The sequence below is a fragment of the Flavobacterium potami genome (assembly GCF_020026915.1).
Lineage (GTDB): Bacteria > Bacteroidota > Bacteroidia > Flavobacteriales > Flavobacteriaceae > Flavobacterium > Flavobacterium potami.
Genome location: NZ_JAINUY010000093.1, coordinates 1 through 281, shown reverse-complemented (window position 1 = coordinate 281; position 281 = coordinate 1). Strand labels below are relative to the sequence as shown.

The following is a 281-nucleotide window of genomic DNA, read 5'->3' as shown; positions in this document are numbered from 1 at the left end:
CCTGGCAATCATTTCGCCCTGATAGACCGCCATATCTTCCCATAGACGCTTGACTTCTTTCTGATAGTCCTTTGCTTTTGCCTTTGCTACCATCGCATATCCGCGTTGGACTTTAATAAAGCCTTTACTATCTACTATTCGAATGGGTACGGGTTTCCCCTCATGAGCGGCTTTGCCTCCAAAGACAAAAAAATACTTCGTTTTTTCCATGAGTCTTATCTGATCTTCAGAAAGTCTCATATCAGCGGCGGCCAGTTCCTGAGCCTCTTTTTCACTGCATT

1 protein-coding gene is annotated in these 281 nt (G+C 44.5%); it reads right to left on the bottom strand.

Features of this window, described 5'->3' with window-relative positions; genetic code table 11:
* A partial coding sequence (locus K6T82_RS24405; RefSeq protein ID WP_223711663.1) for a hypothetical protein occupies positions 1-281 on the bottom strand: 281 nt, incomplete at both ends.